The sequence below is a fragment of the Janthinobacterium sp. SUN120 genome, assembly GCF_030397735.1.
Lineage (GTDB): Bacteria > Pseudomonadota > Gammaproteobacteria > Burkholderiales > Burkholderiaceae_D > Janthinobacterium > Janthinobacterium kumbetense.
Genome location: NZ_JAPUBW010000001.1, coordinates 550725 through 573886, shown reverse-complemented (window position 1 = coordinate 573886; position 23162 = coordinate 550725). Strand labels below are relative to the sequence as shown.

The window sequence follows — 23162 nt, the reverse complement described above, 5'->3', positions numbered from 1 at the left end:
CCAAATAAGAGTTGCAATCATGCAATTCAAGAAATATTGCTCCACAGAATAGACTTAAAAAAACATTTTGCTTATTAAATAGCTATATACTTGGATCAAAGCGCGCTACACAATACAGGTTACCAAACCGCATTTGGGCTGCGCCGAGAGCACGTCACAAAATGCCCAGGGCTAGGCGCGTTGCCGAAGACAGTACGCAAGTACGGCGAGGCAACGCAACAACGCCATGGGCTTTTTGTGACGTGCTCGTAAAAATATCGAGTCATCCTGGAGAAGCTATACATGCCCGCACCGATCATCCCCCTTGACGCCAACAAGGACGATCACGACGACCTGGTATTCCTCGATGAGCAACCAGCGGCGCCGCTGGCCGTCGCACCGCGCAGCGTCTGGCGGGTGATGATCATCGATGACGATGAAGACGTCCACTCCACCACCACTTTCGCCCTGGGCAACCTGGAAATGCAGCACCGCCCGCTGGAATTCGTGCATGCGTATTCGGCCGGCCAGGCGCGCGAACTGCTCAAGCATGAAGACGATATCGCCGTCATCCTGCTCGACGTGGTGATGGAACAGGATGACGCGGGCCTGCACCTGGTGCGCTATATCCGCGAAACCCTCAAGATGACGGACGTGCGCATCATCCTGCGCACGGGCCAGCCCGGCTATGCGCCGGAAATCGACGCCATCCGCGATTTCGACATCAACGACTACAAGACCAAGTCCGAGTTGACGCGCATCAAGCTGTTCACCACGGTGACGGCGGCCATCCGCTCGTACGAGCAGATCCGTTCGATCAGCAGCAGCCGACGCGGCCTGGACCGCATCGTCCACGCCAGCACGCAGCTGATGGCGCTGCACGGCGTGCAAAACTTCTCGGCCGGCGTACTGGCGCAGATCGCCGACCTGCTGGGCATCCGCGCCGACGGCGTGCTGTGCGTGCAGGACTTGCAGGACAACGGTTCGCGGGAACTGCTCGTCTCGGCCTGCACGGGCAGCTTTTCCAGCTTGCCGCACAGCGCCCTGTGCGGCCTGCAAAACCCCCGCGTGATGGCCGCCGTCGAGCACACGCTGGCGCAGCGGCGCAATGTGTACGCGCACGACTACGCCACCCTGTACTTCGCGGGCAAGGCCAGCCGCGACGCGGCCGCCTACCTGGTGCTGCCGCGCCCCCTCTCGGCCATCGATGAAAGCCTGCTGGAAGTATTCTGCAGCAACGTCGCCGTGGGCCTCGACAACGTCGAGCTGGTGTCGCACCTGCACAATGCCGCCTTCTACGACCAGTTGTCGAAGCTGCCCAACCGCACGCGCCTGGTGGAAATCCTCGACGCCACCCTGGCCGGTCCCGCGCGCGACGACGCCACCCTGTCGCTGGTGGACCTCGACCATTTTGCCGAGACCAACGACGCGCTGGGCCACCAGTTCGGCGACATGCTGCTCGTGGCCGTGGCGGGACGCCTGCAGACCCAGCTGGGCCCGCAGCTGACCGTGGCGCGCCTGGGCGGCGACATCTTTTGCGTACTGGGCGACTCGTCGCAAGTCAATCCGACCAAGATCCTGGCCCTGTTCCAGGCGCCGTTCAGCATCGATGGCCAGGACGTGCAATTGTCCGCCACGCTGGGCCTGGTGCGGCTGGGCGAACATGCGGGCACGGGCGCCGATGCGCTGAAAGATGCCGATATCGCCCTGAAACGGGCGAAAAGCCAGCAGCGCGCCGGGCATTTCTATTTCTCGCGCAGCATGGGCATCGAAATCCGCGAACGGGTGCGCATGATGCACGCGCTGCGCACGGCTTTCAGCCAGGGCCAGCTGTTTGTCGTGTATCAACCGCAGATCGACCTGACCACGCGCCGCCCCGTGGGCGCCGAAGCGCTGCTGCGCTGGCAGACGCCGGACGGCAAGTTCATCTCGCCCGACCGTTTTATTCCCATCGCCGAGTATTCCGGCATCATCATCGACCTGGGCGAATGGGTGCTGCGCACGGCGTGCCGCGAACTGGTGCTGCTGCGCGAGCAGGGTCACCGCAACTTCGTCATGTCCGTCAACGTGTCGCAAGTGCAATTCCGCCACCCCCTGTTCCTGGAAATGCTGCGCGCCGCGCTGGAAGAGACGCAGGCGCCGCCCGAGTTCATCGAGCTGGAAATCACGGAATCGATGGCCATGGAAGAGCCTGATTTATTGATCAAGATGTTGTGGCAGATCAAGCAAACGGGCGTGAGCATCGCCATCGACGACTTCGGCACGGGCTTCTCGTCGCTGTCGTATTTGCAGCGCCTGCAAGTGGATCGCCTGAAGATCGACCGCGCCTTCGTGACGGAAATCACGGGTTCCGCGCGCGGCAGCAGCATCGCCGAAATGGTCATCCAGCTGGGCCGCAACCTGGGCCTGGCAGTCATCGCGGAAGGTGTGGAAGACGAGCGCCAGGCGCAGATCCTGCAGGCGCTGGGCTGCCCCATGGCACAAGGTTTCCTGTTCGCCCGCCCCATGACGGCCACGGCGCTGGGCAGCTGGCTCAACAATGAAGCGCTGCAGGGCGCCGCATAGACGCCACCCTGGATAGACAATGCAAAACGCCGGCAGATGCCGGCGTTGTTTTTACTGCATGAGTGAAGCTTAGTCGGTGGTTTCGGCCGGCCAGTCGCGGATATAGGCCTTGAGCATCTGGTTTTCAAAGCTTTGCGCTTCGAGCACGGCGCGCGCCACATCGTAGAAGGAAATGACGCCCAGCAAGGTCTTGGCATTCATGACGGGCAGGTAGCGCGCATGCTTTTCCAGCATGATGCGGCGCACTTCATTGACTTCCGTGTCAGGCGTGACGGTGATCGGGTGGTCGTCCATGTGCTTGCGCACGGTGCCGCCGCCGATCTGGCCCGCATTTTCATGCAGCGCGTTCAACACTTCGCGAAAGGTCAGCATGCCGACCAGGTCGCCAAACTCCATGACCACCAGCGAACCGATGTCCTTTTCAGCCATGGTATTGGCCGCGTCAAGCAGGGGCTGGTCAGGCGTGACCGTGTAGAGGATATTGCCCTTGACTTGGAGAATTTCAGATACTTTCATATTGGCCGTCCTGTCCGCGTGATTGGTATTTTAGTTATTCTAGCCCTTACTGCGACTGTAGCCTATGCCTGCGGAAAAATCCAGCCTTGCGCGCAATCAAATCGACGGGGATTGTCGGGCAAGAAAAACGTAGCGAGCGGATGCGCGGCGCGGCCGAGAAGCGCAGCGGTACGCGAGTGCCGTGAGCATCGCCGGCCGTGCCCCGCGACGCGCAGTAGTTTTTTTCATGCTCTACGGCGGAACCACCCTGCTATCGACAGGCGCTCGCGCGCCGTCGGCAACACTTCGTGCAGCATCTCGCCCGACATGAACATGGCCATGCGGCCCGCTTGCGGCGCGATATCGACGTGCTCGCCGCCCTGCGGGTGCAGGCGCAGCGCGCCGCCGTGCTCCGGCAGCCAGTCATCGTTGAGGTACAGCACGACGGACACCGTGCGCTTGTCGTCGTCGCGGAAACGGTCCAGATGGGCCCGGTAAAAGGCGCCCGGCGCGTACAGGGCGAAGTGGCTTTCGTACTCGTCCAGCCCCAGGAACAGCTCGCGGTTGAGCATGCAGCGCAGCGCTTCCATGTGTTCCAGGTAACGGTCGCAAGCGGTTGAGCGGCCCGTTTCCAGCCATTCGATATGGTCGCCGCGGATGTCCGGCTGCAGCAGCGGCGCATGGCCGCTGCCCACGCCGGCGCCCTTCATCTTGCCGCTGAGCATGGATTGCACGCATTCGGCGGCCAGCTGGCGGCTCAGTTCAGGGGAGATAAAATGCTCTTGCATGAGCCAGCCTGCGTGGCACAGGCCGTCGACGATAGAAGGTCCGGGTACGGCAAGGGCGCCGTCGAACGATATTGCGGGCATAAAATCTTTCCTGGTGGACATGCGATGAGAGTTCGCCTGAAGCCCAGGATTTCGCTGGCACGTAGCAGCCTTCCCTGCGGCGCGGCGCACGCGCACAGGTCAAACAGCCCGAATATCGCTGATCCGGTATCCTACCACCGCCGCACCGCAGCGGTCACTTTTTTTACACTGCAGGTTACACACGCCCCCCGCCAGCACGGCGCCATGCGCCCTGCACACGAGCCCTTTTGCTCAGATGCAAATCAGGTTACGATCTTGCCACTATAAAACTTGGCGGAGACACCATGAGCGGCCCGAAATACCCCGGTTTCGACACTTTATCCCTGCATGCGGGCGCAGCGCCCGACCCGGCCACGGGCGCACGCGCCACGCCCATCCATTTCACGTCCTCGTTTGCCTTCAAGAGTTCGGAACATGCGGCTTCGCTGTTCAATATGGAGCGGGCCGGCCACGTGTACTCGCGCATCTCGAATCCCACCAACGCCGTACTGGAAGAGCGTATCGCCGCCCTCGAAGGGGGCGTGGCCGGCATCGCCACGGCCAGCGGCCAGGCCGCCATGCACCTGGGTTTATGCACCATCGCCGGCGCCGGCTCGCACATCGTCGCGTCGCGCGCCCTGTACGGCGGCTCGCAGAACCTGCTGGCCTATACCTTGAAACGCTTCGGCATAGCCACGACGTTCGTCGACCCGCGCGACGTGGACGCCTGGCGCGCCGCCATCCGCCCGAATACGAAAGTGCTGTTCGCCGAAACCCTGGGCAATCCCGGCCTCGACGTGCTCGACATCCCCCGGATTGCCGCCCTGGCGCACGAGCACCACCTGCCGCTGATGCTCGATTCGACCTTCACCACGCCGTATCTGCTGCGCCCCTTCGAGCATGGCGCCGACCTGGTATTCCACTCGGCCACCAAGTTCCTGTGCGGCCATGGCACGGCCATCGGCGGCTTGCTCGTCGATGGCGGCACCTTCGACTGGCAAGCCGCCTACGACAAGACGGGGCGTTTCGCCGAACTGTGCGAACCGTATGAGGGCTTCCACGGCATGGTCTTCGCCGAGGAATCGACGGTGGCGCCGTTCGCCCTGCGCGCGCGGCGCGAAGGCTTGCGCGATTTCGGCGCCGTCATGAGCCCGCACAATGCCTTCGCCATCCTGCAAGGCGTCGAAACCCTGGGTTTGCGCATGGACCGCCACGTGGCCAACACGCGCAAGATCATCGACTTCCTGCTGGCCAATCCGGCCGTGGAATCCGTGTCCTACCCCGAGCTGCCGTCGCATCCCGATTACGAACTGGCGAAAACCCTGCTGCCGAAAGGCGCGGGCGGCGTATTCACCTTCCGTCTGCGCGGCGACCGCGCGGCCGGCCAGCGCTTTGTCGACAGCCTGAAGATCTTTTCGCACCTGGCCAACGTGGGCGACGCCAAGTCGCTCGTCATCCACCCCGCCTCCACCACGCACTTCCGCGTGCCCGACGATCAGCTGGCGCAGGCGGGCATCACGCAAGGCACCATGCGTCTATCGGTGGGGCTGGAAGACGCGGACGATTTGATCGAAGACCTGGCCCGTGGCCTGAAACTGTCGCAGAAAGGCGCCTGAGATGCTGTTCACCATCGACAATACCACCGCCTACTGCTACACGGGCGGCAAAGCTTTTGACCCGAATCAACCGACGGCCGTCTTCATCCACGGCGCGCAGAACGACCATTCCGTGTGGGCCCTGCAGACGCGCTACTTTGCCCACCACGGCTGGAACGTGCTGGCCGTCGACTTGCCGGGACACGGCCGCAGCGGGGGCAAGGCCAGGGACAATGTGGCCGACCTGGCGCGCTGGATCCTGGCCGTGCTGGACGCGGCCGGCGCGCCCAGGGCCATGCTGGCCGGCCACAGCATGGGTTCATTGATCGCGCTGGAAGCGGCATTCCTGGCGCCCGGGCGGATCAGCCACCTGGCCATGCTGGGGTCCACCTACCCGATGAAGGTTTCGCCGGCGCTGCTGGAAACGTCGCTGAGCGATGAACAGGCGGCCATCGACATGGTCAATATCTGGTCGCACTCGTCGATCGCGCAAAAGCCGTCGTTTCCCAGTCCCGGCTTTTATGCCATGGGCGGCGCGCGGCGCCTGAAGCAGCGCATCGCCGCCCTCAACCCCGATCACGTGTTTCACACGGATTTTTTCGCCTGCAATGCCTACGCGAACGGCGAAATCGCCGCCGCTTCGGTACACTGCCCCACTTTGTTCATTTTCGGCGCGCGCGACATGATGACGCCGCCCAAATCGACCCGCTTGCTGACTTCAAGCATCGCGCATGGCACCGTGGTGCAGGTCGACAGCGGGCACGAATTGATGGCCGAACAACCGGACGCCGTGCTCGACGCGCTGTTTGCGTTTGCGCAAAGCACGCCGGCATGACGCCACGCCACGCACGTGTTTTTTTAGGATAGATGCACCATGTTGTTGAATACCCTGTTTGACGAATTGACAGGCCGCGGCAGCGGCACGGAAGCGGCGCGGCGCGAACGCTATGAATGGCTGGAACAGCTGCGCTGCGCCAATCCGCAAGCGGCCGAAGGCGGTCCCATGGCCGGCATCCCGGGCCACCACTGGTACCGGCTGCCGCAGGCGCTCGGCGTCGCCGGACAAGAATCAGACCTGCTGGTCGGCACCCTGAACGCCCAGTACCTGGTGTTCGCGGGCCGCCACGCGGCGGCTTTCGCGGCCGAACTGGGCCTGCAATACGACGCCAACAACCGCATCGACCGCCCCGGCGGCCTCGACGAACTGCTCGACGCCTATGAAGAACAGGCCGACGGCAGCTGGAGCACCGTGGCGGCGGGCCAGGCGGCGCCGCCGCTGGCCGGCTGGGACGACGTGTACTTCCGCGTGCGCGACCTGAGCGACGGCAAGGCCATCCAGAGCGTGACCACCATCGCCTACGAGAGCAGCCGCTTTCCCGGCTACACCCTGCTGGGCACGACCCTGGTGGGCGCGGGCGCCATCGCGCACGACGACGAGACAGCGGAGTATCTGCAGCAAGTCTTCGCCGACTGGGCCATCCAGCGCGATTGCGCCGATGCCTGTCCACCTTCGTCCACGCCCTGGCCCCATACGCCGCGCCAGGCGCCGCCCGAGACGTACGACACTGCGTTCGATTTTGCCCGCAACCTCGCCTACCTCGACGCCCTGCTGGCTGCCTATGTCCGCGCGCAGGCACAGGCACAAAACGATGGCGGCGACGACGCCTACTGGGCTTGCGCGGCCGCCAGCACGGCTTACCAGGTCTTCTCACTGCGCTACACGGCAGGCTTGCCCTTGCCTGACGTGGAAACGGCGCTGGAAGCGGCCATCGCCGCCTGCGAAACGGCGCGCGCAGCCCTGGCCGCGGCCTACGCAGACGACGCCTTGCCCGCCTTTGATTTCGAACAATTGACGGATTACGCGCGCACCTTGCAGTTGCTGGGCGCGACCCTGCTGTTCGGCCGTCACGACCTGGCCAGACGCCTCGCCGCCCTGCAGACGGCCTTCGATGGCGAAGATGGCGTGTACGAAGCGCTGCTGTCCGCCATCGATCCGCAGCGTCCCGCCGTCGACGAATGGTATTTCGCCGAACCGTATACGGCCCTGTACGACTGCCTCGACGCGGACGACCACGCGCAGCAGCTCGATCACCTGCAACACTACCTGGCCGGCTGGCACGGCGCGCTGGTGCGCGAAGACTGGTTCAACGGCCATTTGCGCGCGCAGGGACTGGGCGGCTACTACGGCCTGTGGGCCTTCGAAGCGGCCGCCGTGGCGCAACGCCTGGGGCTGGAGCGCGGCGCCCTGGCGCACTGGGTCATGCCGCCAGCGCCCTGAATACCCCATACACTTTTAGACAAATATCAATGATCAATACCGCAGCCCTGTTCAGCACCGCCCTCCTGCCCGGCCAGGCCGGCTTCGACACCGATACGATCACGGGCCTGGCCGAATGGCGGCTCGATACCCCCATGCTGTTCAAGCTGCTCATCGGCGCCGGCACGCAAGCCGTCGCCTGGCCCATCTACGGCGATGGCGAGGACTGCCCCTGCGTGCTGGCCGCGCCGATAGCGCAGGCGCAGGCCAGTTGGCAAGCCTTGTCCGCCCTGATGGACAGGCCGCGCGACGCGGCCGCCATCGTCGCGCGCGCCGGCATCAGCGCCCTGCTGGCGGGGGGCCAGGCGTGGCTGGTGTTTGACTGCGTGCAGCTGATCCCGCACGATATCGACACGCCGCAATACGCGGCCGGGCTCGAAGCCCTGCGCGCCGAGGCGCAAGCCCTGCACTCTGCCCTGCAGCGCGGCGACAAGGAAGCGCTGACGCCCCTGCTGGACGCCGGCGCCGCATCGCCCGCCATTGGCTACTGGTCGGCCACGGCCGATGCGCAGCTGGCCGATGTCGAGGAACTGGATGCGAACGCGCTGCCCTTCCTGCAAGGCCTGGAAGTGCGGGAATGGGTGGAAGACGCGCTGTGCTACGCGGTGGCTGCAGCGGGGCAGCCGGACATTCTGGGCCTCGTCACGCCGTACGGCCGCTGGATCGCGCCGCTGTCGCCGGGCCTCGCTCACCTGGACGCCAGCGACGCGGACGATGGCTGGATCACCTTTGCCACGGCGGACAAGCCCGACGCGCACGGCGTCATGGACCTGAACGGCACGGTGGTGCTGGCGCCCGCGCCCGGCGCCCTGTACGTGATCAGCCCCCACCTGGCACAGCAGATCGCACCGGACGGCGCCAGCCGCTTGCTGCGCCTGCCCGACGGCACGCTGCTCATCGACAGGGTCGACAACATTGGCGAGCGCGAAGACGGCTATATCGACATCGAGCGCCAGACGGGCGATGATGATGAACGCAATGTCTGCGGCGTGCTCGACAAGATGGGCAAGGTCGTGGTGCCGCCCGCCTACAGCTCCGTGCAGGATTTCGGCACCAAGAAAAAGATTGCCATCGTCAGCCAGCGCATCGATGGCCGCTTCCTGTTTGGCCTGGTCGATAGCCAGGGCGAGCTGCTGGCGCCCTGCCGGTACGAAGCCATCGATTGCGCCACGACGTCGTCGCCGCCCAGGCTGCGCAAGAACCTGATCTTCGCCATCGATGCGCAAGGGCTGGCCTGCATGCTGACCCTGGACGGCAAGCAGGCGTTTGTGCCTTTGTATCCGCCCGCCCACCATCTGCGCGGCGTGGCCGTGCAAAGCGACTTTTTATATGTCGTCAAGGATGGCATGGCCTGGAGCATGGATTTCACGGGCCAGCTGCTGGAACAGTTCGACACCGTGGAAAACTTCAAGGCGGCCATCACGGCCCAGTTGAGCGAGGCCATGGGCCTGGGCAAGAAAAAACCCGTCAGGCGCCGCAGCTTTACGCCCGCGCAAATTCTGGCAAAGGCCGACCGCGCGCAGTTGCGCAGCATGGCCGCCCTGTTTTTGCAGGGCGACGCGGACCTGGCCGCGCGCTGCGTGGACATCACGCTCGACGAGCTGGCGGAGGATGATCCGGAAGAAGAATATGAAGGCGACACGCCCGCAGCGGCCTGTTTCTTCCTGCTGTGGTCCACGGCCGCCCACACGCTGGGCTACGGCACCACCCTGGACTGGAAAGCCGTCGATGAAGTACCGCGCCTGGTCCAGCATATCGGCCTGCCCGCGCTGCGCGATTTTTCGTGGGCAGAGCGCGAGGACGGCGACGCGATGGCCGAGGGCCTGGCCGCCATCGCCGCCCACCTGGCGCCGCATCAGCTGCGCCTGATCAACATGCACGGCGGCGAAGACACGTATTATCTGGGTGTGGTACGGGCGCAGGATGCGGCCGCGTTCAAGGCAGCGGCGCTGCTGGCGGCCTTGCGGCCCGTGGTGTATTAAGACCGCTCAGTTAAGACCGCTCAGTTGCATTTGACGGCGCCGAAATGCTGCGCCAAAGTCAGGCCCAGTCCCTGCTCCACGGCGTTTTCCACCTGCGCCGCCAGGGCTGCCGCTTCTTCCGCGGCCTGGATATCGCGTTCATTGGTGGAACCGGCCGGATAGCCGGAGTTCACGCGCATGCCGCCGAAGACGAACAGCCGGTAGACATCGGCCAAGCTGATGCGGTTGACATTGCCCAGCAAGACCCAGTGGTCGGAACTGTCGGCCACGCGCTTGCCCCACTGCACCCGCACGGCGCCCTCCACGTTGACTCGTCCCACCCAGCCCTGCTGCACCATCTTGTCGAGCAGGGTTTCCATTTCCTCGAAGCCCAGGCGCGTGCTGCGGCGGATCTCGGCGGCGCCCACCAGGGCCGAATCGCCACAGTGGCAAGCCTGGTGCAGCACTTTCAAGATGGCGACGGCGTCGACGAATTCGCTGCCCGGCGCCGCCTCATACCACCAACGTTCGTATTTCACGACGGGCAAGGCGGCCACCAGCAAGGCGCCCACGAGGGTAATCATCCAGCTCAGGTAAATCCACACGAGGAACAGCGGCAAGGCGGCCAGTGCGCCGTAGATGCGCGAATAGGTGGGAAATTCCTGGATGAATTCGCCAAAACCCCGCTTGGCCACCTCGAACGCCAGCGCCGCCAGCAAACCGCCCCAGGCCGCGTCGCGCCAATCCACGTCGCGGTTCGGCACGGCGATGTACAGCAGGGTAAACGCCAGCATGGTCAGGCCGATCGACACCAGCGTATAAAACACGGCGCCCAGGAAAGGCACGGCGCCCACCACGCCGCTGGTGGCCATGAAGAGGCGCGACGTCACCGTCAGCGACACGCCCACCAGCAGCGGCCCCAGGGTGACGATGGCCCAGTAGACGAGCAGCCGCTTGGTCCAGCGGCGCTCCTGGCGCACGCGCCAGATGCGGTTGAAGACGCGCTCAATCAAACCCATCATGCCCACCGACGTGACGATCAGGGCGCCCGCGCCGATGGCCGACAGGCGCGTGGCCTTCGAGGCGAACGTGGTCAGATAATCGAGGATGGTGTTCGATATGCCCTTGGGCATCACGCTTTGCACGAAATAATCTTCCAGCGCATGGCGGAAGGTATTAAATAGCGGGAAAGTGGTGAAGATCGCCAGGGCCAGGGTCAGCAGCGGCACCAGCGCAAACACGGTGGCGAACGTCAGGCTGCCGGCCACCTGCGGCAGGCTTTCCTCGCGCACGCGGCGGCGCGCGAACTGCAGCAGGTCGCGCGTTTCGGACCAGGTCAGGCCGCGCACGGCGGCCAGCCCGATGCTCAGGGCGCGCCACAGGTATTGGAAGAACGGGAATATATATTTTGAAAACATGTGCAAAATCAGAACGGCGCCATGACAGCAGTCGTATCAGGCTGTAAAGCGCCCTATAATACCAATGATGAAGCCAACCAATCTGATTATTCTCGTATTGTTTTATTCACGCCATGGCGCCACGCGCCAGTTGGCCGAGTTGATAGCCCAGGGAGTGGAAAGCGTGCCCGGTTGCGACGCCCGCCTGCGCACCGTGCCCGCCGTCTCGACGGTGACGGAAGCGACGGCGCCCGAAGTGCCCCTTGACGGCGCGCCCTACGTGGAACTGGAAGACTTGCAGGAGTGCGCGGGCCTGGCCCTGGGCTCGCCCACGCGCTTCGGCAACATGGCCGCCGCCATGAAGTACTTCTGGGACGGCACGGCCAGCGACTGGCTGGCCGGCAGCCTGTCCGGCAAGCCCGCCTGCGTGTTCACGTCCACGGGCAGCCTGCACGGCGGCCAGGAATCGACCCTGCTGTCGATGATGATCCCCCTCTTCCACCACGGCATGCTGGTCATGGGCTTGCCCTACACGCATCCGGAACTGATGACGACGTCCACGGGCGGCTCGCCGTATGGCGCCACGCACTGGTCTGGCATAGACGGCGACAAGGCCCTGAGCGACGATGAAAAGCGCCTGGCCATCGCCCTGGGCCGGCGCCTGGCGGAAAACGCCGCAAAACTGGCGGGCGCGTGATGCACGGCGCACTGCACAAGTATTTTCACTGGGGCGCCATCGCCAGCCTCGTCACCCTGATCGTCTGGTGCGTACTGTGGGAAACCATCGTCGCGCCGCTGCAGCCGGGCGGCTCCTGGGTCGTCCTGAAGGCGGCGCCCCTGCTCATTCCCCTGTACGGCGTCATCAAGCGCGACGTCTACACCCTGCAATGGTCGTCGATGGTGATCCTGCTGTATTTCACGGAGGGCGTGGTGCGCGGCTACAGCGACACGAACCCCGTCTCGGCCCGGATGGCCTGGGGCGAAGCGGCCATCGTCTGCATCTATTTTGCCTGCGCCGTGCTGTATCTGCGCCCATATAAAAAGGCGGCCAAGCGCATGGCCAGGGAATTGCTGGAAAAAGTGACTAAAGTGAGCATCAAGAAATGAACGACAAGCCCATGACTGACCAAGCCGACTTCCTCGCCGCCTGCCGCGACCTGCTGGGCGACGCCTACGTCCTCACCCTGGACGCCGACACGGCGCCCTTCCTCACCGACTGGCGCGACCGTTTCACGGGCAAGGCGCTGGCCGTGCTGCGCCCCGCCACGGTGGAACAAGTGGCAGCCATCCTGCGCGCCTGCGCGCAATGGCGCGTCCCCGTCGTGCCGCAAGGCGGCAACACGGGCCTGGTCCTGGGCAGCATCCCGGACGCCGCCGGCACGGCCATCGTGCTGTCGCTGGCGCGCCTGAACGGCATCCGCGCGCTCGATCCCGTCAACCGCACCATCACGGTGGACGCGGGCTGCATCCTGCAAACCATCCAGGAAGCGGCCAGCGCCGCCGGTTGCCTGTTCCCCCTGTCGCTGGCGGCCGAAGGCAGTTGCACCATCGGCGGGAATTTGGCGACCAACGCGGGCGGCACGGCCGTACTGCGTTACGGCAACACGCGCGAGCTGTGCCTGGGTCTGGAAGTGGTCACGCCGCAGGGCGAGATCTGGAGCGGCTTGCGCGGCTTGCGCAAGGACAATACGGGCTACGATTTGCGCGACCTGTACATCGGCGCCGAAGGCACCCTGGGAATTATCACCGGCGCGGTCATGAAGTTGTACCCGCAGCCGAAAGCCTGCATCACGGCGCTGGCCGCCATGCCCTCGCCCGCCCACGCCCTGCGCCTGCTCTCGCTGATGCAAGACCATTGCGGCGCCAGCCTGACGGGGTTCGAGCTGATGTCGCAGTACTGTTTGCAACTGGTGGCGGAGCAGTTCCCGCAGCTGCCGCGCCCATTCGCCGACGCGCACGGCCAATATGTGCTGCTCGAATTGTCCAGCAGCCAGTCCGAGGCGCACGCCGTGGAATTGCTGGAAGCGAGCATCGGTGCGGCCCTGGAAAACGAATTGATCGAAGACGCCGTCGTCGCCAGTTCCGTGGCGCAGTCCGAGGGACTGTGGCAGCTGCGCGAACACATCCCGCTGGCGCAGGCGCAGGCGGGCAAGAACATCAAGCACGACATCTCACTGCCGATTTCCCGCATCGCCGATTTCATCGCCATCACGGATGCGGCCCTCGAGTCAGCCTTCCCCGGCTGCCAGCTCGTGTGCTTCGGCCACCTGGGCGACGGCAACCTGCATTACAACGTGGCGCCGCCAGCCGGCATGACAGACCAGGATTTCCTCGCCAACCAGGATGCGATCAACCGCATTGTGCATGACCAGGTGCACGCTTTTGGGGGCTCGATTTCGGCCGAACACGGCATCGGCGCGCTGAAAAAGGCCGATCTCGCCCACTACAAGTCGCCGCTGGAATTGCAGCTGATGCGCGCCGTGAAGCAGGCGCTGGACCCGCACAACATCATGAATCCGGGGAAGATATTGTGAAGCCGTCGTCCCTCCTGCTATGCGCCATGGCCTTGCTGGCCGGTCCCGCCAGTGCGCAGGACGTCTACAAGTGCGTGAAGGATGGCCAGAGCAGCTATAGCGCCACGCCCTGCACGGCCGGCCAGCTGCAAATCCTGGAAATCCCCGCGCCGCCGCCCGCCGTCGACAAGGGCGCCGCCACGCGCCAGGAACGGGTGGCCAGCCAGATGGAAGCGGCGCGCAAGAAGCAGGAGCAGCTGGAAGACCAGGCGCGCGAACGGGGCGCCAGGCAGCAGGAAGTCCACGAGAAGCACTGCGCGCAGCTGCGCCTGGAGCAGAAATGGGCGGCGCAGGACGCCGTCGGCGCGGGCGACAAGAACCGCGATGCGGCGCAATTGAAAGCACGGCGCGCCGGCGAACGCCTGGCCGTCGAATGCCTGCATTGAGTGCGCCGGCAGCCGATCCTGCGGGCACGCGCCTGCTTTCTCGCTGGCTGCTGCTGGGCGAATGGCGCGCGCATCCCGTGCGCGCCCTCGTCGCCATCCTGGCCATCGCCATCGGCGTATCGCTGGGCTTTGCCATCCACCTGATCAACGCGGCCGCCTTCAATGAATTTTCCACAGCCGTCAAAAGCCTGTCCGGCCAGGCCGACGTGCAGGTGGCCGGGCGCGAAGCGCTGTTCGATGAAGCCATCTACCCATGGCTGGCGCAGCGCGACGGCGTGGCTGTCGCTTCGCCCGTGCTGGAACTGCAGGCCACGGTGGCGGGCAAGAAGGACGGCGGCCCGCTGCACATCCTGGCGCTCGACGTCTTCCGCGCCGGCTTCATCTCGCCCGACCTGATCGGCGCACCGGCCGAAGGCCAGCCTTTCGACACCCTGGCCGACGACGCCGTCTTTTTATCGCCGGCCGCCTTGCGCTGGCTGGCTATCGCCCAAGGCGGCGAGATTGCCCTGCAATCGGGCACTGGCACGGTGCCGTTGCGCGTGGCCGGTTCGCTGCAGCGCGCGCGCGCCGGCCAGCGCATCGCCGTGATGGATATCGGCGCGGCGCAATGGCGCTTCAACAAGCTGGGCAAGCTGTCGCGCATCGACTTGAAACTGCACCAGGGCGTCAACCGCGACGCCTTCCAGGCCGAGTTGGCGCGGGCGCTGGAAGCGCAGTACCCGGGGCGTTTCCAGGTGGGCCAGCCGAATGACGAGAACCAGAATAGCCGCAACAATAACCTCAGCCGCGCCTACCGGGTCAACCTGACGGTGCTGGCCCTCGTCGCCCTGTTTACGGGGGCCTTCCTCGTGTTTTCCACGCAGGCGCTGTCCGTCATCCGCCGCCGCGGCCAGTTCGCGCTGCTGCGCGTGCTGGGCATGGAACGGGGCCGGCTGCTGCGCCAGGTGCTGCTGGAAGGCGCCAGCCTCGGCATCGTCGGCGCCGGCCTGGGCATCGCGGGAGGCTACGCCATTGCGGCCGTGGCCCTGCGCTTCTTCGGCGGCGACCTGGGCGCCGGCTATTTCGCGGGCGTGCAGCCGCAGGTGCAGTTCACGCCCGTCGCCGCCTTCGTCTATTTTATCCTCGGCCTCGGCGTCGCCTTGCTGGGCTGCGCCGCGCCCGCGCTGGAAGCGGCGCGCGCGGCGCCCGCCATCGCCCTGAAATCGGGCAGCGAGGAAGTCGTGACGACGCGCCTGGCGAAAACCTGGCCCGTGCTGATCTGCCTGCTGCTGGCCGGCGCCCTGACGTTCCTGCCGCCCGTGTTCGAGCTGCCCCTGTTCGGCTATCTGTCCATCGCACTGCTGCTGATCGGCGCCATCGCGCTGATGCCGCAACTGGCCGCCGTCGTCTTCCGTTTCCTGCAGCGCGCCTGGCTGCGCACGGAGACCAGCCAGCATGCGCCCGTGCGCAGCCTGACCCTGGCCCGCCTGGCGAACGCCTCTGGCCAGGCGGGCATCGCCCTCGGCGGCGTGCTGTCGAGTTTTAGCCTGATGGTGGCGATGGCCATCATGGTGTCGAGTTTCCGCGTTTCCGTCGACGACTGGCTGCTGCAGATCTTGCCGGCCGACGTGTATGCGCGCACGGCCGCCAGCGGCGGCACGGCAGGCTTGAATCCACGCGAACAGGCCAGCATCACCGCCCTGCCCGAGGTGGCCAGGGTGGATTTCCAGCGCCTGCGCTCGCTGTCGCTGGCGCCCGACCGCCCGAATGTGGTGCTGCTGGCGCGCCCGATCCTGCTGTCCGATCCGGGCAAGAGCATGGTACTGGTGGGTGAAACCTTACCCGTGCCGGTGGGGGTAAAACCCGTGTGGCTGTCGGAGGCGGCGGCCGACCTGTACAACGTCAAACCGGGCCAGCAGATAGCCCTGCCGCTGGCAGGCGGCTTGCACAAGTTCTTCATCGCCGGCATCTGGCGCGACTATGCGCGCTCTTCCGGCGCCATCCAGATGCCGCTGGACGACTACCGCGCGCTGACGGGCGACCTCGATGTCAGCGACGCCGCCCTGTGGCTGGCCAAGGACGCCACGGGCGACGCGCTGCAACAGCGCCTGAAAGCGCTGCCGTTCGGCGCCAGCCTGGAAGTGTCGAATCCGTCGGCCATCCGCGCCCTGAGCCTGCAGATCTTCGACCGCAGCTTCGCCGTCACGTATTTGCTGGAAGCCATCGCCATCGTCATCGGCCTGTTCGGCGTGGCCGCCACGTTTTCCGCGCAAACCCTGGCGCGCGCCCGCGAATTCGGTATGCTGCGCCACGTGGGCGTGACGCGCGGGCAGATTTTGTCCATCCTGGCGCTCGAAGGCGGCGCGCTGACGGCGCTGGGCATCGCCACCGGTTTCATCCTGGGCCTGTTGATCAGCTTTGTGCTCGTCTTCATCGTCAATCCGCAATCGTTCCACTGGACCATGCAGCTGCACTTGCCGTGGCCCCTGATCGCCACCGTGGCCGGCGCCCTGCTGACGGCGGCCGCCGCCACGGCGCTGATCGCGGGCAGACAAGCCTTGTCCGCTGGCCCCATCCGCGCCGTCAGGGAGGACTGGTAATGCGCCGTGTTTTCATCTTGTCATTGGCGCTGGCGCTACCTGCGCTGGCCGCGCCGCCCGCCTTTGCCCCCGTCACGCCGCTGCCGGCCGGCCAGACCCTGCGCCTGCCGCACGACTTCGGCGCCCACCCCGCGTATAAAACGGAATGGTGGTACGCCACGGGATGGGTCAAAACGGCCGGCGGCGAACAACTGGGCTACCAGGTGACCTTCTTTCGCAGCGCCACGGCCACCGATACGGACAACCCCAGCGCGTTTGCGCCGAAACAGCTGATCATCGGCCATGCGGCCCTGTCCGATCCGAAGGTGGGCAAGCTGCTGCACGACGAGAAAAGCGCGCGCGAGGGTTTCGGCCTGGCCTACGCCAAGGTGGGCGACACGGACGTGAAACTCGACGACTGGCGCATGCAGCGGCAAACGGATGGCAGCTACCGGGTCAGCCTGGCCGCGCGCGAATTCAACCTGCAGCTGACCCTCGCGCCCACCCAGCCCGTGCTGCTGCAAGGCGTTGGCGGCTACTCGCGCAAGGGCGCCCGGCTCGCGCAATCGAGTTACTACTACAGCAAGCCGCAGCTGCGCACGACGGGCACCATCGCGCGCGCGGGCGGCAAGCCGGAAGCCGTGACGGGCGCCACCTGGCTCGATCACGAGTGGTCCAGCCAGGTGCTCGATGCGGATGCCAGCGGCTGGAACTGGATAGGCGCCAACCTCGACGACGGCGGCGCCCTGATGGCCTTCCAGATCCGCAGCAAGACAGGTGCTAAACTATGGGCGCACGCGACATGGCGCGACGCGTCCGGTAAGATGACGCAGTTCGCGCCCGGCGACGTCGATTTCACACCCACGCAGCTGTGGCGCTCGCCCCGCACGCAGGCCGAATACCCGGTCGCCACCGAGATCCGCACGGGCGCGACGCGCTGGCAGATCAAGCCGCTGCAAGCGGACCAGGAACTCGATTCGCGCCGCTCGACGGGCGCCGTGTACTGGGAAGGCGCCGTGACGGTGGAGCGCGACGGCCAGCCCGTGGGCCGCGCCTACCTGGAAATGACGGGCTACGTCCAGCCGATGAAGTTGTAAGCACTACCGAATATGTAAATCAAAGCGAAAAACAATGACAACCAGCACAGAAACAGGCAGTACCAGTACAGCAAGCACCGCATCGACTCCCGACACCGGCACCAGCCGCGAACTGAAAAAAGGCAGCCTGGCCGCCTTCAAGGGCTTGATGCCCTTTTTGACGCCGTACCGCAAGCAGTTCTTCCTGGCCGGTATCGCGCTGGTGGTGGCCGCCGCCTCCACCCTGGCCATTCCCGCCGCCTTCAAGCAGATGATCGACCTCGGTTTCGGCGGCGCGGCCGGCTCGAAGAGCATCCAGCACGTCGACCTGGTCTTCCTCGCCCTGTTCGGCGTGGCGTCCATCCTGGCGCTGGCCACGGCCGCGCGCTTTTACACGGTGTCGTGGCTGGGCGAGCGCGTCACGGCCGATATCCGCAGCGCCGTGTACCGCCACGTCGTCACGCAAAGCCCCGAATTCTTTGAAACCACGCAGACGGGCGAAGTCCTGTCGCGCATCACCACCGACACGACCCTGATACAGGCCGTCGTCGGCACCAGCATCTCGATGGCGCTGCGCAATGTGCTGCTGTTCCTGGGCGGCCTGGTGATGCTGTTCGTCACCAGCGCCAAGCTGGCGGGCATCATCATCGGCCTCTTGATCCTCGTCGTCGTGCCCATCATCGTGTTTGGCCGCAAGGTGCGCAAGCTGTCGCGCGACTCGCAGGACCGCATCGCCGACGCGTCGGCCATGGCCGGCGAAATCCTCAACGCCATGCCCACCGTGCAAGCGTTCACGCACGAGAAAATCGAATCGAAACGCTTCGGCGACTCCGTCGAAGGCGCTTTCATGACGGCCATGCGCCGCATCCGCGCCCGCGCCCTCTTGACCATGATCGCCATCCTGCTGGTGTTCGGCACCATCGTCTTCGTGCTGTGGCTGGGCGCGCGCGCCGTGCTGGAAGGCTCGATGACGGGCGGCGACCTGGGCCAGTTCATCCTGTACGCCTCCATCGTGGCCGGCGCCATCGGCGCCCTGTCCGAAGTCATGGGCGAAGCGCAGCGCGCCGCCGGCGCCACCGAGCGCCTGCTGGAACTGATGGCCGTCAAATCGGAAATCGCCTCGCCGGCCACGCCGCTGCCGCTGCCCGCGCGCGCCGCCACCGGCGCCGCCTTGACATTGGACAATGTCATGTTCTCCTACCCGTCGCGCCCGGACACCCACGCGCTGGACCACGTCAGCCTCGACATCCGCGCCGGCGAAACGGTGGCCGTCGTCGGCCCTTCCGGCGCCGGCAAGACCACCCTGTTCCAGCTGTTCCTGCGCTTCTATGACCCGCAAAGCGGCAGCATCCGCCTCGATGGCGTCGATATCAAGCAGCTGGACTTGCACACCCTGCGCGACGCCATCGGCATCGTGCCGCAGGATACCGTGATTTTCTCGGCCGATGCCATGGAAAACATCCGCTACGGCCGCGCCGGCGCCAGCGACGAGGAAGTGATCGCGGCCGCGAAGATGGCGGCCGCCCACGAATTCATCGAGCGCCTGCCGAACGGCTACAAATCCTTCCTCGGCGAACGAGGCGTGCGCCTGTCCGGCGGCCAGCGCCAGCGCATCGCCATCGCCCGCGCCCTGCTGAAAAACCCGCCGCTGCTGCTGCTCGATGAAGCCACCAGCGCGCTGGACGCGGAATCGGAACGCCTGGTGCAAAAGGCGCTGGAAGCGGCCATGGTAGGCCGCACCACGGTCATCATCGCCCACCGCCTGGCCACCGTGCAGCGCGCCGACCGCATCATCGTCATGGAAGACGGCAAGATCGTCGAGACGGGCACGCATGCGTCGCTGGTCGCAATGAAAGGCATCTATGCGAACCTTGCCGCACTGCAATTTCACAACGTACAGATCAACTAAGCAAAAACAGCCATGAACGCACTTTTCCACGCCAACCTGGGCATCACCGATTTCTGGACCTTTTTATTGGGGACCATCTTCATCGTCATCCTGCCTGGTCCCAATTCCATGTATGTGCTGTCGGTCGCCGCCCAGCGCGGCGTGCGTCCCGCCTACCAGGGCGCCTTCGGCATCTTTGCCGGCGACCTGATACTGATGGTGCTGTCGGCCTGCGGCGTGGCCTCCCTGCTGAAAGCCAGCCCGGCCCTGTTCTATGTGGTGAAATACATCGGCGCGGCCTACCTGGGCTGGATCGGCCTGCAGATGCTGATTGGCTGCTGGCGCAAGCTGCGCGCACCAGGCGCCACCGAAGGCGAAGCGGCGGCCGTCCCTGCCCCCGCCAAGGAAAGCGACCCGTTCCGCAAGGCGCTGATCATCAGCTTGATGAACCCGAAGGCCATTTTGTTCTTCATTTCCTTCTTCATCCAGTTCGTCGACCCGGCCTTCCCGAATCCCGTGCTGTCCTTCATCGGCCTGGGCCTGATCTGCCAGGTGATCAGCTTTACCTACCTGACGGCCATCATTTTTGTCGGCGCGCGCCTGGCCGAGACCTTCCGCCGCCGTCGCCGCCTGTCGGCCGGCATGGGCGGCGGCGTGGGCGCCATGTTCATCGGCTTCGGCGCGAAACTGGCCACGGCCACCCTGTAAGGAAACCACCGTGACCGAACTCGAACTGCGCCAGCGCTGCCACACCGTCCTGCCGGGCCACCGCCAGCCCGCCCCAAGCGCCACCTTCGCCGCCATGGCCGCCTGGTGCGACGCCAACGATGTGGCGCACGATACCTATGGCGAAGGCGCGCTGATCGAACAGTTCGAGAACAAGATCGCCAGCCTGCTCGGTTTCGAGGCGGCCGTGTTCTGCATCACGGGCACCATGACGCAGGTCACGGCCCTGCGCCTGGCGTGCCAGGACCGCGGCTCGCGCCTGGTGGCGCTGCATCCCACCTCGCACATCCTGCGCCACGAGCGGGGCAACCATGAATTGCTCGATCATTTCAAGGGTTTGATGATCGGCGACCCGCACCGTCCGTGGACGGTGGACGACTTGCGCGCCGTGCCCGATCATCTGGGCGCCGCACAGCTGGAACTGCCGATGCGCGAAATCGGCGGCCAGTGCCCTTCCTGGGAAGACTTGAGCCAGATCAAGCAGCACTGCCGCGAGCACAATATTCACCTGCACATGGATGGCGCGCGCCTGTGGGAAGCGCAAGCGGGTTTTGGCCAGTCCCTGCCCGCCATCTGCGCAGGTTTCGATTCCGTGTATGTATCGCTGTACAAAGGCATCGGCGGACTCGGTGGCGCCATGCTGGCCGGCAGCCGGCCGTTCGTCGAACGGGCGCGCGAATGGTTCCGCCGCCAGGGCGGCAATATCGTGCACCGCACGCCCTGGGTGGTGGCCGCCGCCATGCAGTTCGATGCGCGCCTCGCCGCCATGCCGCGGTATTTTGCGCGCACGCAGTGGCTGTACGCGCTGCTGCGCGACTTCCCGGCCATTGCCGTCAACCCCGCCAGTCCGCAAGCGAACATGCTGCACCTGCACTTGCCCGTCTCGCGCGAACGGGCTATCGCCATCCGCAACCAGGTGGCCGCCGACCACGGCATCTGGCTGTTCAGCCGCGCCAGCCACGCAGCCCTCCCCGGCCACAGCGTGGTGGAATGGTATGTGGGAGACCAGTTGCTGGACCTGCCGGACGACAGCGTGCGGCTGGCCTTGACCCTGCTGGATCAGGCCATGCACGCCAGGGATTAATTGACAATCGTGACACCAAAAAAAAAGCGCCCGAAGGCGCTTTTTTTCTTTCATGGCGGCCGGGTTGGCCGCCACTACCTGCTTAGAACTTGTAGTTATAAGCGAGACCGATCAACTGCATGCGGGTCTTGAACAGGCCCTTTGTCGTTTCACCGTTGCCGGTGCAGCCAGCGGTCACCGGCGAGCAGTTATTCGTGTAGTTGACACTGGCGTCCTTGAAGTCGATATAGCTGTACGCCAGATCCAGCGAGGAGTTCGCGTTCAGCTTCCAGTTTGCGCCGATCGAGTACTGCATGCGGTCGCTGTCCGGCAAGGCCGGGTGACGCAGTTCCGCGCTGCGCACTGGCGCCTGGTCATGCGCGATACCGGCGCGCAGCAGCAGGTTTTCGTTGTACTTGTAGTTGGTACCCAGCGAAACACGGTAAGTGTCTTTCCAGTTCTGGCGGATGCGTTCCGGGCCTTCGGCCGTCGGCGGGAACTGGATATCCAGGTTTTCCAGGCGCGAAGTGCGGGTCCAGGTGACGTCGCCCATCAAAGCCCACTTGTCATCCATCTGGTGGAAGGCATTGACCGACAGGGTTTCCGGCGTGCGCAGTTCGACCAGCGCCTTGGAATTGACCTTGTTCGAGGCGGCGGCGATAAAGCCGTTCACGGCGGCATTGCTCGTCACTTGCGAGAAGTCCCAGATGGTGCTGCCTTTGAGCTTGTGCGAAATCGACGAACGGTAAGCGATACCGAAACGCGTGCCTTCGTTCAGCTGGTACAGATAGCCGAGGTTGAAGCCAAAGCCCCAGTCATGACCGTCCATCGACGCGTGGCCATCCTTGATCTGGCCTTGCAGCGCATTTTTCGCGGAAATAAACGCTGCCATGCCTTGCGTTTTCAGGATATTGCCGAGGAAGGCAGCCGATGCGGCTGGCGCTTTTTCGCCCAGGAAAGCTACGGTGCCCGGCACGTCCACGCCCTGGCCCAGTTCCGCCTTCATGTATTCAGCCGTCACGCCGAAACCGAACGAGTGATGCTGGTCCAGCTTGAACGACACGGAAGGATTCAGGGCGATCGCTTCGAGCTTGATGTTGGTGATCGCATAACGGCCGGTCCAGTCGTTGCCATAGTCCAGCTTGGCGCCGTACGGCACGAACAGGCCGGCACCGACCGTCCATTGATCATTGATCTTTTTGCTGGCATACAGCGCAGGCGCGACCACGGCGTCCGGCGCGTAGTCCTTGGTGGCGGTGAATGGCGTGCGATTACCCTTCCAGAACTGCTTCGAGCCCGTATCCTCGTAAGTCGAATGCGGTACGACGATGGTGCCGCCGCCAACGAACTGCGTGCCTTCCAGGCGCGACAGGCCGGCCGGGTTGTAGAAAATGGTCGATGCGTCGGCCGCTTCGGCGCCGCTGGCATCGGCCGTGCCCTGGGCGGAAACGCTTTGCGAGCCGAAACGGTAGCCCGATGCTTGTGCGGTGGAGGAAATGCCGGCGAATGCGGCAACGATTAGGAGGGGCAGATATTTATGTTTCAAGTTGGTCTCTCTTTATTATATGAAATTGTCTTCGGCACACTATCGCGGGCATATCCAGCTGCCCCGTCTTGCACTTTTCTTGCCGCCGTGAACTCCAATTCACTGACGGCATGAGCGAAGCATATAATATTTTTTAGAAAAAAGCGAACGTTCGCTCTTTTTATGAAACGGCGTTGTTTTTCCTGCGCA

18 protein-coding genes are annotated in these 23162 nt (G+C 64.9%); 14 read left to right on the top strand and 4 right to left on the bottom strand.

Annotated elements, in window-relative coordinates:
- Positions 1–282 precede the first annotated feature (282 nt).
- Positions 283–2544, top strand: coding sequence for an EAL domain-containing protein (locus O0879_RS02510; RefSeq protein ID WP_251348430.1), 2262 nt, complete (start codon positions 283–285; stop codon positions 2542–2544).
- 69 nt (positions 2545–2613) lie between these two features.
- Here the strand turns inward: O0879_RS02510 and O0879_RS02505 are convergent, their stop codons facing one another.
- Both O0879_RS02505 and O0879_RS02500 read right to left on the bottom strand, forming a co-directional pair.
- On the bottom strand, positions 2614–3060 hold the full coding sequence (locus tag O0879_RS02505) for a CBS domain-containing protein (protein ID WP_010398828.1): 447 nt from the start codon (positions 3058–3060) through the stop codon (positions 2614–2616).
- Between the two features lie 224 nt (positions 3061–3284).
- Positions 3285–3827 carry a 2OG-Fe(II) oxygenase gene (locus O0879_RS02500; protein ID WP_289914480.1) on the bottom strand — a complete coding sequence of 181 codons (543 nt, stop codon included), beginning with the start codon at positions 3825–3827 and terminating at the stop codon, positions 3285–3287.
- Positions 3828–4192: 365 nt separating this feature from the next.
- On the opposite strand from O0879_RS02500, the gene O0879_RS02495 reads away from it, so the two are divergent.
- The 4 genes from O0879_RS02495 to O0879_RS02480 are packed head-to-tail and all read left to right on the top strand — an operon-like array spanning position 4193 to position 9781.
- Positions 4193–5503 carry an O-acetylhomoserine aminocarboxypropyltransferase gene (locus O0879_RS02495; protein ID WP_289914479.1) on the top strand — a complete coding sequence of 437 codons (1311 nt, stop codon included), beginning with the start codon at positions 4193–4195 and terminating at the stop codon, positions 5501–5503.
- A gap of 1 nt (position 5504) precedes the next feature.
- Entirely contained in the window at positions 5505–6317 is an 813-nt protein-coding gene (locus O0879_RS02490; RefSeq protein ID WP_289914478.1) for an alpha/beta hydrolase, read from the top strand.
- A gap of 39 nt (positions 6318–6356) precedes the next feature.
- Positions 6357–7760, top strand: coding sequence for a PoNe immunity protein domain-containing protein (locus O0879_RS02485; protein WP_289914477.1), 1404 nt, complete (start codon positions 6357–6359; stop codon positions 7758–7760).
- Between the two features lie 29 nt (positions 7761–7789).
- The gene (locus O0879_RS02480; protein WP_289914476.1) at positions 7790–9781 is read left to right on the top strand and encodes a WG repeat-containing protein; all 1992 of its coding nucleotides are present in this window, start codon (positions 7790–7792) and stop codon (positions 9779–9781) included.
- A 20-nt stretch (positions 9782–9801) separates the two neighbouring features.
- Here the strand turns inward: O0879_RS02480 and O0879_RS02475 are convergent, their stop codons facing one another.
- Complete coding sequence (locus O0879_RS02475; RefSeq protein WP_289904780.1) at positions 9802–11178, bottom strand: YihY family inner membrane protein; 1377 nt, start codon at positions 11176–11178, stop codon at positions 9802–9804.
- Positions 11179–11245: 67 nt separating this feature from the next.
- Here O0879_RS02475 and wrbA point away from each other — a divergent pair, with 67 nt between their 5' ends.
- The 9 genes from wrbA to O0879_RS02430 are packed head-to-tail and all read left to right on the top strand — an operon-like array spanning position 11246 to position 21448.
- Positions 11246–11854 carry an NAD(P)H:quinone oxidoreductase gene (gene wrbA, locus O0879_RS02470; RefSeq protein ID WP_099668485.1) on the top strand — a complete coding sequence of 203 codons (609 nt, stop codon included), beginning with the start codon at positions 11246–11248 and terminating at the stop codon, positions 11852–11854.
- A complete protein-coding gene (locus O0879_RS02465; RefSeq protein ID WP_289914475.1) occupies positions 11854–12264 on the top strand; it encodes a DUF2069 domain-containing protein in 411 nt (136 codons plus the stop codon). Before wrbA ends, O0879_RS02465 begins: the two co-directional genes overlap by 1 nt.
- A gap of 11 nt (positions 12265–12275) precedes the next feature.
- Positions 12276–13691 carry an FAD-binding oxidoreductase gene (locus tag O0879_RS02460; protein WP_289914474.1) on the top strand — a complete coding sequence of 472 codons (1416 nt, stop codon included), beginning with the start codon at positions 12276–12278 and terminating at the stop codon, positions 13689–13691.
- A complete protein-coding gene (locus tag O0879_RS02455) occupies positions 13688–14116 on the top strand; it encodes a DUF4124 domain-containing protein (protein ID WP_289914473.1) in 429 nt (142 codons plus the stop codon). Before O0879_RS02460 ends, O0879_RS02455 begins: the two co-directional genes overlap by 4 nt.
- Positions 14104–16695: an ABC transporter permease gene (locus tag O0879_RS02450; protein WP_289914472.1), complete on the top strand. Its 2592-nt coding sequence runs from the start codon at positions 14104–14106 to the stop codon at positions 16693–16695. The genes O0879_RS02455 and O0879_RS02450 overlap by 13 nt, the downstream gene beginning before the upstream one ends.
- Positions 16695–17771: a carotenoid 1,2-hydratase gene (locus O0879_RS02445; protein WP_289914471.1), complete on the top strand. Its 1077-nt coding sequence runs from the start codon at positions 16695–16697 to the stop codon at positions 17769–17771. The genes O0879_RS02450 and O0879_RS02445 overlap by 1 nt, the downstream gene beginning before the upstream one ends.
- Positions 17772–17805: 34 nt before the next feature.
- A complete protein-coding gene (locus tag O0879_RS02440; RefSeq protein WP_251348417.1) occupies positions 17806–19659 on the top strand; it encodes an ABC transporter transmembrane domain-containing protein in 1854 nt (617 codons plus the stop codon).
- 12 nt (positions 19660–19671) lie between these two features.
- Positions 19672–20346, top strand: a complete 675-nt coding sequence (gene leuE, locus O0879_RS02435) for a leucine efflux protein LeuE (RefSeq protein WP_289914470.1) — start codon at positions 19672–19674, stop codon at positions 20344–20346.
- 10 nt (positions 20347–20356) lie between these two features.
- The gene (locus O0879_RS02430; protein ID WP_289914469.1) at positions 20357–21448 is read left to right on the top strand and encodes a beta-eliminating lyase-related protein; all 1092 of its coding nucleotides are present in this window, start codon (positions 20357–20359) and stop codon (positions 21446–21448) included.
- Between the two features lie 82 nt (positions 21449–21530).
- Here the strand turns inward: O0879_RS02430 and O0879_RS02425 are convergent, their stop codons facing one another.
- Positions 21531–22973: an OmpP1/FadL family transporter gene (locus O0879_RS02425; RefSeq protein WP_289914468.1), complete on the bottom strand. Its 1443-nt coding sequence runs from the start codon at positions 22971–22973 to the stop codon at positions 21531–21533.
- Positions 22974–23162 lie beyond the last annotated feature (189 nt).

Excerpts from the sequence above, each read along its gene's own strand:
- O0879_RS02510 (WP_251348430.1), top strand. The coding sequence starts at position 283 with ATGCCCGCACCGATCATCCCCCTTGACGCCAACAAGGACGATCACGAC.
- O0879_RS02505 (WP_010398828.1), bottom strand. The coding sequence starts at position 3,060 with ATGAAAGTATCTGAAATTCTCCAAGTCAAGGGCAATATCCTCTACACG.
- O0879_RS02500 (WP_289914480.1), bottom strand. The coding sequence starts at position 3,827 with ATGCAAGAGCATTTTATCTCCCCTGAACTGAGCCGCCAGCTGGCCGCC.
- O0879_RS02495 (WP_289914479.1), top strand. The coding sequence starts at position 4,193 with ATGAGCGGCCCGAAATACCCCGGTTTCGACACTTTATCCCTGCATGCG.
- O0879_RS02490 (WP_289914478.1), top strand. The coding sequence starts at position 5,505 with ATGCTGTTCACCATCGACAATACCACCGCCTACTGCTACACGGGCGGC.
- O0879_RS02485 (WP_289914477.1), top strand. The coding sequence starts at position 6,357 with ATGTTGTTGAATACCCTGTTTGACGAATTGACAGGCCGCGGCAGCGGC.
- O0879_RS02480 (WP_289914476.1), top strand. The coding sequence starts at position 7,790 with ATGATCAATACCGCAGCCCTGTTCAGCACCGCCCTCCTGCCCGGCCAG.
- O0879_RS02475 (WP_289904780.1), bottom strand. The coding sequence starts at position 11,178 with ATGTTTTCAAAATATATATTCCCGTTCTTCCAATACCTGTGGCGCGCC.
- wrbA (WP_099668485.1), top strand. The coding sequence starts at position 11,246 with ATGAAGCCAACCAATCTGATTATTCTCGTATTGTTTTATTCACGCCAT.
- O0879_RS02465 (WP_289914475.1), top strand. The coding sequence starts at position 11,854 with ATGCACGGCGCACTGCACAAGTATTTTCACTGGGGCGCCATCGCCAGC.
- O0879_RS02460 (WP_289914474.1), top strand. The coding sequence starts at position 12,276 with ATGACTGACCAAGCCGACTTCCTCGCCGCCTGCCGCGACCTGCTGGGC.
- O0879_RS02450 (WP_289914472.1), top strand. The coding sequence starts at position 14,104 with ATGCCTGCATTGAGTGCGCCGGCAGCCGATCCTGCGGGCACGCGCCTG.
- O0879_RS02445 (WP_289914471.1), top strand. The coding sequence starts at position 16,695 with ATGCGCCGTGTTTTCATCTTGTCATTGGCGCTGGCGCTACCTGCGCTG.
- O0879_RS02440 (WP_251348417.1), top strand. The coding sequence starts at position 17,806 with ATGACAACCAGCACAGAAACAGGCAGTACCAGTACAGCAAGCACCGCA.
- leuE (WP_289914470.1), top strand. The coding sequence starts at position 19,672 with ATGAACGCACTTTTCCACGCCAACCTGGGCATCACCGATTTCTGGACC.